Source organism: Nonomuraea lactucae, assembly GCF_003313395.1.
GTDB lineage: Bacteria > Actinomycetota > Actinomycetes > Streptosporangiales > Streptosporangiaceae > Nonomuraea > Nonomuraea lactucae.
This window is the reverse complement of the sequence record NZ_QNFZ01000302.1, coordinates 1-508: the sequence shown is the minus strand read 5'-3', so window position 1 is coordinate 508 and position 508 is coordinate 1. Positions and strand designations below refer to the sequence as shown.

The 508-nt window shown below is 74.6% G+C and carries 1 protein-coding gene; it reads right to left on the bottom strand.

Translation table 11 applies throughout. The annotated features are described in order from the left end of the window. The coding region (locus DQW85_RS21610; protein WP_476703606.1) for an oxidoreductase at positions 1-488 on the bottom strand (488 nt) is incomplete at its 3' end. Positions 489-508: the final 20 nt, after the last annotated feature.

Sequence of the window (508 nt, the reverse complement as noted above, 5' to 3'; positions counted from 1 at the left end):
AGGCCGGCCTCGACGTCCTGGGCGCGGGCGGCGACGTCGGCGCCGGGACGGTTGAGGATCAGCGCGGCCGGCCAGTCGCGGCGGATGCGGTGCAGGAGCTCCTCGGGCCCGTCATAGGTGACGTGCAGGTAGGCCAGGTCCAGCGGCGCCAGCGCGGGCACGAGGGCCCCGTACAGCTCCGCGGTGTCCGCCTCCGCGATGTCGTTGAACGGGTTGCCGGGCGAGATCCGGATGCCGGTACGCCCCGCGCCGATCTCGTCCGCCACGGCCGAGGCCACCTCCACGGCGAAGCGGATCCGGTTCTCCACGGACCCGCCGTAACGGTCGGCGCGCTGGTTGGCGTTGCTGGACAGGAACTGATGCACCAGGTAGCCGTTGGCCCCGTGGATCTCCACCCCGTCCGCGCCGGCCGCGATCGCCGCGGCCGCGGCCTGGCGGAAGTCCCGCACCGTGGCGGCGACCTCGTCCGTCGACAGCGCCCGCGGCACCGGCATCTCCTGAGGCCCCG